This window comes from Pseudomonas sp. PsB (genome assembly GCF_043658375.1).
GTDB lineage: Bacteria > Pseudomonadota > Gammaproteobacteria > Pseudomonadales > Pseudomonadaceae > Aquipseudomonas > Aquipseudomonas putida_Z.
This window is the reverse complement of the sequence record NZ_JBIGLU010000036.1, coordinates 33,542-40,464: the sequence shown is the minus strand read 5'-3', so window position 1 is coordinate 40,464 and position 6,923 is coordinate 33,542. Positions and strand designations below refer to the sequence as shown.

The following is a 6,923-nucleotide window of genomic DNA, read 5'->3' as shown; positions in this document are numbered from 1 at the left end:
GCCTGTCTGTTGCTTGTACCGGCCTCTTCGCAGCACAAGGCTGCTCCTACAAAGGACGCGTCAGACGAGCGATATTTTTTCTCTGCAATTTCCCACATATACAGCGCCAATTCGAAGCCAGCGCAGTACCTGTGAAAGCGGGCGCGCCCGCGAAACAAGACAACGCGTGCGCTGTTCAAATCGTGCAAGCCCGCGAAGACGTCGATGCATGAAATCAACGATCTTCAGGTCGTTCAGCCCTCTCTGGCATAAGGTCCCGAACAGGTAGATGAAACCTGGCACCCACAAGCAAGCTCTGCAGGCTCGAACACCAACGAAATACCGTTGAACAAGACACTACCGTCACCGCCAGAGACCAACGCAAATGTCCCTCCATGAAGCGCGCATGGCGCACGATCTCCGAGAATGCATTGTTGCCGCCCGTTGACAAGAACTCCGCTTCCTTCCCCCATCCGACCACCCCCGCTGTGGGGATCGCCTTTTCGAATCGCACCTTGTCGGGACATCGCTCAATCCTTTGCGCTGTTTTGCAGGATTGCTTCGTAAAGGCCGGCCGGTACGGCATCAGGATCGTGTTTGCAGGCGGCAGCCAGGAAGCGCATCAGCAGTTCATCCGGCTCGAAGCGCATGCCAGGCGGGCAGGTCAGCCTGGCATAGGGTGTTTTCATCAATGGGTGGTCGATGGAAGGGTTCGGCAGGCCCAGCGAACGGCGCAGGTTGAGAATGGCCAGGATCTCGGCGGGGTAGACGGCCTCGAAGGGGGAGCCGAATTCGAAATTGCCGGAGTCAAGTTCGCGGGATGTCAAGGCAATGCGTTGGACATGGGTATCGCAGGCGGCCACCAGGATCGGCGCCAGTTTATCGGGATCAGGTTCGCGCCAATGGGCGACCAATTGACCCCAGGCTGGGTCGCGAGGCAGGGCGTGCTTGTCGAGGTCAAGCGGTTTGCCAAGCCAGTCGCCGATGATGGTCAGACCGAAGGCGGCGTAGCGAAGGGTGGTGCCTGTCGGCAGGTTGTTTCCATCCTCGACGCCGTAGCCGCCTTCCAACGCTAGAAGAATGGTTTGGTGGAAAGGCGCTATCAGTCGAAATTGTCCTGTAGCCATGGCGCAGAACATGAGGTGTGTTATGCCGTCCAGCGTATCATTAGCAACTCGCCCGGTGCCCTTAAGTGATTCGATAAGGATTGCATCGCTGGCCATCATTCTAACTATACCGGTCGTTAAATTCTTGGGTGCTGGTGGTGCTATTTTGAGTCGTGCTTGTAGAAGCTCTTTTTTGATTTCGAGAAGCCCAATTCTGAATAGGGCGTTAAAAGCCAGGGTAGATTGGGAGCCGTTGTTCAAATAATCGTCAAACCAATTGGCTGGATAATTGCCGTTAGCAGATGCCCAACCGTCCAGGTCTCGGAGGCTTTGTTGAAGTCGATTTTTCTTCATGTTATTTCCAGTTATTAATTTGTATACCGCTGAGGGCGTGGGTTAGTGGGTTGAGTTTGCCACTGGAGTCGAAGAAAACTTGAGCGTGCAGGAATTCAACTTTTCCCGAGGCTGTCGCCGTCATGGTCGCCCCGGCTTTTGATGTGAAGCCGGGGTCATGCTTTTGAAGCTTATCGAGTTGCCAAGCGCCTTTGTCCTTAGCTATAAGCTCCTGGACTCGTCGTAAATTTCTTGACCCTCCAACGCGTTGCGTTTCTAGAAAAGATGGCGTCCTGGTTTTGCCAAGCGTCGTTTTCACCTCAATCACCAACAACGTCCCAGCCTCGAACTTCAACTCTTCCACGGGTGCCGTCCCCTTCAGCCCATCAATGTGATGCCGCATTTCCAGCGTCGTCGGATTACGCACCGTCATCGAGGGCGGTGGTGGTACGTACACCAGCATGTCGATCCCCTGGTCGCTCTTGTTCTTCAAACCGAACTGGCTGGGCCGGGAAGGGTGGGTGCTCAGGCCGAGGATGTTCTCCGGCTTGACCTTCCAGTGGCTGACCAGGGCCGCCGCCAGAGCTTCTTCGCCGGCATCGGCGACGACCCGGGTCAGGCTGCCGCCCATGCGCACCGGCCCGATGCTGTGCTGAATCATGGCCACCAGCCGGTCGCGCAGGGTGGTGGCCATGTAGGCGTAGTCGGCCTTGCCGCCGGCCACATCGAGGGCGACCAGGCTGGCATTGCGCTCCACCGAGTGCAGTTCACGGGCGGTGACCGGCAGCTCACCCTCGCGGGTGCGTCGCTGGATGCGGGTTTCCAGTACGGTGACTTCGCCGGCGCTGCGGTTGCCGAGGCGGCGGACTTCCTCTTGCGCCAGCGCGGCGTTGTCGAGGCGTACGGTGGTCATGCTGCCGGGCTGCAACTTGTGCATCAGCCAACGGGCGCCGCCGATGGCGGCCGGCAGCAGCAGGGCCAGGTTGATGGCCATGAATACCTGCTTGCCACGTGCCTCGGCAGTGTCGGGGTTGGCCAGGCGCGCCAGGTCGGTGAAGAACTGCTCGCCGATACTCAGGCCTTCGCCAGTGATCATGCGGCTGCTGCCGTCGACCATGGCATCGGCGGCCAGCGCGGCCTCCAGGGCGACGAAGGCATAGCGGCCGAGCGTTACGGTGCCCTTGATGCCGCGCACCACCGGTATGAATGCCAGCACGCCGAGGGCGAATTCGCCCGCGCCAATGACGCCTTGCCAGAAGCGAGCCCGGGCCTTGGCTTCGGCGTAGTGCCGAGCCAGCTGTTCACAGGCCTGTTCGATCGGGTACAGGCCACTGGGCGTGTGCCAGGTATAGGGCGGGCTGATACGCTGGGTGCCGTGCTCGTCAACGTATTCTTCCCGTTGCGCCTCGGCCCACTGCACATGGGTGAAGGTGGCGAAATAGATCTTGTGGTCGGTGAACAAGAAATTGCTGTGCAGGGCAAAGGCATAACCGTGCTGGCTGCGCTCGCCCATGTGGTCGAGTACGGGTGGGGGCAGTTCGTCGAGGCGGATCTGGTCGTCGATGCACACCAACTGCAGCTTTTCGCTGGCGGCAAAGGCATAGAATTCCGCCAGCCAGGCATTGCCCAGCGTGTCGCCGGCATGCTCCAGCACCTGCTGGAGGAAGGTGTCGCGGTGGTTGCGCGCCAAGTCGCGGATCCACGGGTTGTTGCGAAACCACGTGGGGCCAACGCCGCTGCGGGAAGGTATGCCCAGCAACTGGTCGCAGCCATCACCACCGTCGAGAGAGAACAGCGCGCCGGGAAGGGAGCAGGGTACGCAAATGTCGGGTGGAACAGGCAGCGCTCCGTTGAGTGCGGCTTGCCCCAGCATTTGTAAAGCAGATGCTTCAACCATGCGGACTCGGCTCCTTGAGTGCTTGTTGGTGGGCTGCCAGTTGATCTGCCAACACCCTGCAGCGCTCTCGGGGAGAGTCGGTGGCTTCAAGCAACTTCACCCAAGGGGTGAACAATGGGTTGAGGTAAAAGTGTCGACCGAACGCGATCGCCAGGAGCACATGCACCAGCACTTGGCTGCGGGGCAACGGGGGCAGCTTGTACAGGTCATCGGACGGCTGAGGTAGCCGTTTTCCGTAATAGCGGTAGGCGAGGATCTCGTTCCCGTTCAGCTCTTTGTGGTTGATGGCGGGTAGCGCATAGCGGCGGCTGGCATCCGACTCATAGCAGCAGTAGCAAGACTGCTGCGCGTCAGCTGGTATGCCGCGCAGGTTCATCAGTTGCTCCAGTGATCGCCACTGCCGGTCGTGGTCGCAATCGTCATCGGGCAAGCGCAAAATCTGCCGTGTGACGTCATGCATAAGGGTAAGTTGACCCTCCCACTGTATACGGTGGGCTACTGCCCGCACGGTCAGCATGTCGAGTCGCTCATCCTGGGTAAGGCCGGGAACGTGGTGGATTGACCACACCGATTCGCTTGCGGGGTCGTTCCACCAGCCCAGACCCAGCAAGAAGTGGCTCAGCACCAGCAAGCTGTATTCCTTGCCGCAGGTGTAGCCCCTGTTGCTGACCAGAGCCCCCGCATTGGCTACCAGCAGGGGAACATCCTCGGGACGGGTATGAAAACGCGCAATCGAACTGTCCAACGTCCCCAGCAGGAAGCGGGACAGTCGACGGTTGGTGGACCGTAGCGAGGCAGCTTGCAGCGCACCCAGATTCAGACTCGGCAGGCTCATGCAGGGACCTCGTGGTGCAATGGCAGCCAGGCCAGGCAGCCTTCCCGTTCGATGCTGCTTTCTGTTTGCTCGAACAGCGGCTGTGCGCCAAGTGCAAGCCCGGTTCGTGAATCGTGGAAGTAGAGTCTGCGTATGCGTCCGTGATCGAACAGCCGGGCCAGGGTGTCTGGCTGCTGCGTCAGTGAGCCGACGTAGAAGCTTAACGACCGAGGATCACCAAGCCTCATGAAGTAACGACGTCGTCCTTCCTGGACTTTGCCAAAGCGGCGCAGGTGCCGTGCGAGGGCTTCGAGGGGCAGAGTGGTCTCGGCGACAGTACAGGCGAAGGCCCCGTCCAGGCGGCCAAGCCAGGCATCCAGTTCGCTGCCTGCTGTCAGCTGGAACAGTAATGGCGCATGCTTCTCCAGCCCGGTGTGATGGTCCAGGTGCCATAGGCATTGGTGTCGGGTGGAATGGAACTCGAGCCTGCCCAGCAGGCCCGGATTGGCCGACGCTTCGGCAAGCACGAACAGGCTTGCACTGACGACACCCGTGTACAGGCTGCCTTCGCTTAATTGCTGGTGCAGGCTCATGCGTCGTCCTTCCCGGAAAAGGGGCATTCTTCAATCAGCGGTGAGCCTTCTCGAATGGCGGCCTCGATGGCTTCGACCTGGGCCTGCACAGGTGTCTGGTAGGTGACATTGCCTTTGAAGTGGATGTTGGGAGCCTCGATAGTGATGCCGTCGGTATCGAGGATGATCTTGCCGCTCGGGCCACGGATGTGGATGCGTTCCGTGCCCTGAAGCATGTAATACCGGGTCAGCAGGCGTTGTGCAGTACGGGCTTCAATGGCACGCGTACCTTCGATGACGAGCGACTGATTGCCGCCGATACTCAGGCTGTGGTCGGCGGCAATGGTGATGCGGCTTGTGTTGCCAATGGAGTGGATATCGTTGCGGTCGATGCTGGTGAATCGGTCCTGGTGAACATGATCGCGGCGATCACGTCCCGTATCGATAGTCTCGTCACGCGCAATGCTGGTGTTTTGGTCCCGGCCTGTCGCAGTGGCGCGATCATTGCCGACGTTCAGGGTCTGGTCATGTTTGACCTTGATATTCATGTTCCTTTCGGCATGCACGTACACTTCCTGCCGACCCAGTTCATCTTCGAAACGCAGTTCGTTGAAGCCATTACCCTTGTGGGTCTGACTCTTGATGGTCATGCGCGTCTTGTGTTCCGGCAGCTCGTAGGGCGGCAGTTGATCCCCGCAGTAGGTGCGCCCGGTGATCATTGGCTGGTCGGGGTCGGCGTTGACGTACTGGATGATCACGTCCTGGCCGATGCGTGGGATAGCCATCGAGCCCCAGCTGCCGCCTGCCCAACCTTGTGATACGCGCACCCAGCAGGAGCTGAACTCGTTGTTTCTGCTCTCGCGATCCCAGGGGAAGCTGACCTTGACCCGTCCCCATTCGTCACAATAGATCTCCTCGCCGGGTGGACCGACGACGGTGGCCATGTGCGGGCCATCGATGCGCGGTTTGCCCAGCGGCGCAGGTCGCCATTCGATCCGGCCGGGCACCAGCACGGCTTCCTGCGAGTAGCGTGTTCCCTGTTCGGCTCCGGCAGCTTCTTCTTGCAGGCTGGTGAATTGGCTCCCCTCGTGATGCACGCGCATCACGCGCCAGTGTGTGTTGAGGTCTTTGCGGGGGTGTTCGATGAGGGTGAAGCTCAGGCCTGGTTGCAGCCGCACATCGTCGCCCTTTACCTCGGCAATACGGGCGTCATGGCGCAGGGCCGTGAGTCGCGTGGCGGTGAAGGGGACGCCGACCACATCGCGCTTGTAACGGCCGGGGTAGTCGAAGCGCTCATAATCCTGGGACTGATGGGCGATGCCACTGTCATCTGCGCGGTGTTCCTGCCGGTACTGCGGGTTGGTGAAGGTGTAGTCCCGCTGTACCTGTCGTGCGGTGCGTACCTGCTCGCTGTAGCGCAGGCGGCGCAGGCAAGGCCTGGCCTGATCACCACCGCTGTTGGTGCGGTACAGCACCTGGTCGGGGCCGACGTCGTCCTCTTCAGGAAGCCCTTCATCGTCGTCTTCGGTCTTGATCGCGCCTCGGCTGATCTGCCCCAGCGCCAGCAGTCGGTCGGTGATGACCAGCAGGTGTTGTTTTGGCGTGTGCTCGAAGCGATAGATGAAACCCTCTTCACCCGCCAGGCGGGCGATGAAGTCGAGGTCTGTTTCACCGGCCTGTACGCAGAACTCGCGCGCCTGATGGTCGCCAAAAGTGTGCAACTCGAAATGAATGATGCACTGGCGCTTGAGCATGATTTCGAGAATCTGCGGCACGGTTTTCTGCTGGAAGATTCGCCAGTTCGAACGCAACCCGCCACGGGCCAGGAGGGGCTCGACCAAGGCATGGTAACGGGTGCGATAAAAGCCCGTTTCACCTTGGCTGAAGCTGCTTGTCACGCCGTGCACGTAGCGCAGTGGGCGTTCGTGCTGCCAGATCGTGAACAGTACCGGCTTGTCGAGCAACTGACCGAAGTCGACTTCATCTTCGTGACTGATCAGCTCCAGCTTCAACTGGAATGGTGCGCTGATGGCTTCGTCGAGTTCGAATGAAATCACCTCGAATTGAATGTCGCCAGCCAAGGGTTGAAAGCTGAAGCGCAGATCAGATTGTCGGTACATGGCGTGTTTTCCCTTGTTAAGAATTGCTCCGGTATCAGCCGTAGTCTTGGTGCAGATTGGGCCTGGGGTAAGGTTGATGGCGAGGGCGGACTTGCAGGGTAG

7 protein-coding genes are annotated in these 6,923 nt (G+C 59.7%); 1 reads left to right on the top strand and 6 read right to left on the bottom strand.

Translation table 11 applies throughout. The annotated features are described in order from the left end of the window. Positions 1–212 (top strand): hypothetical protein (locus ACGLHT_RS25960; protein WP_394520638.1); only part of this gene is annotated, 212 nt, incomplete at its 5' end. Positions 213–233: 21 nt separating this feature from the next. On the opposite strand, the gene ACGLHT_RS25955 is transcribed toward ACGLHT_RS25960, so the two are convergent. Genes ACGLHT_RS25955 through ACGLHT_RS25930 form a run of 6 tightly spaced genes read right to left on the bottom strand, consistent with a single transcriptional unit; the run spans position 234 to position 6,821 of the window. Continuing rightward, positions 234–506 (bottom strand): PAAR domain-containing protein, encoded by a 273-nt coding sequence (locus ACGLHT_RS25955; RefSeq protein ID WP_137164138.1) that lies wholly within the window; start codon positions 504–506, stop codon positions 234–236. 3 nt (positions 507–509) lie between these two features. Continuing rightward, on the bottom strand, positions 510–1,439 hold the full coding sequence (locus ACGLHT_RS25950) for a hypothetical protein (protein ID WP_249352842.1): 930 nt from the start codon (positions 1,437–1,439) through the stop codon (positions 510–512). Position 1,440: 1 nt separating this feature from the next. Continuing rightward, positions 1,441–3,315: a hypothetical protein gene (locus tag ACGLHT_RS25945; protein ID WP_274119914.1), complete on the bottom strand. Its 1,875-nt coding sequence runs from the start codon at positions 3,313–3,315 to the stop codon at positions 1,441–1,443. Next, complete coding sequence (locus tag ACGLHT_RS25940; RefSeq protein WP_274119913.1) at positions 3,308–4,150, bottom strand: hypothetical protein; 843 nt, start codon at positions 4,148–4,150, stop codon at positions 3,308–3,310. Before ACGLHT_RS25940 ends, ACGLHT_RS25945 begins: the two co-directional genes overlap by 8 nt. Continuing rightward, the gene (locus ACGLHT_RS25935) at positions 4,147–4,722 is read right to left on the bottom strand and encodes a DUF4123 domain-containing protein (protein WP_274119912.1); all 576 of its coding nucleotides are present in this window, start codon (positions 4,720–4,722) and stop codon (positions 4,147–4,149) included. The genes ACGLHT_RS25940 and ACGLHT_RS25935 overlap by 4 nt, the downstream gene beginning before the upstream one ends. Then, positions 4,719–6,821, bottom strand: a complete 2,103-nt coding sequence (locus ACGLHT_RS25930; RefSeq protein ID WP_274119911.1) for a type VI secretion system Vgr family protein — start codon at positions 6,819–6,821, stop codon at positions 4,719–4,721. The genes ACGLHT_RS25935 and ACGLHT_RS25930 overlap by 4 nt, the downstream gene beginning before the upstream one ends. Positions 6,822–6,923 lie beyond the last annotated feature (102 nt).

Bases quoted from the DNA above. Each gene is read 5' to 3' on its own strand.
- ACGLHT_RS25955 (WP_137164138.1), bottom strand. From the start codon at position 506: ATGTCCCGACAAGGTGCGATTCGAAAAGGCGATCCCCACAGCGGGGGT.
- ACGLHT_RS25950 (WP_249352842.1), bottom strand. From the start codon at position 1,439: ATGAAGAAAAATCGACTTCAACAAAGCCTCCGAGACCTGGACGGTTGG.
- ACGLHT_RS25945 (WP_274119914.1), bottom strand. From the start codon at position 3,315: ATGGTTGAAGCATCTGCTTTACAAATGCTGGGGCAAGCCGCACTCAAC.
- ACGLHT_RS25940 (WP_274119913.1), bottom strand. From the start codon at position 4,150: ATGAGCCTGCCGAGTCTGAATCTGGGTGCGCTGCAAGCTGCCTCGCTA.
- ACGLHT_RS25935 (WP_274119912.1), bottom strand. From the start codon at position 4,722: ATGAGCCTGCACCAGCAATTAAGCGAAGGCAGCCTGTACACGGGTGTC.
- ACGLHT_RS25930 (WP_274119911.1), bottom strand. From the start codon at position 6,821: ATGTACCGACAATCTGATCTGCGCTTCAGCTTTCAACCCTTGGCTGGC.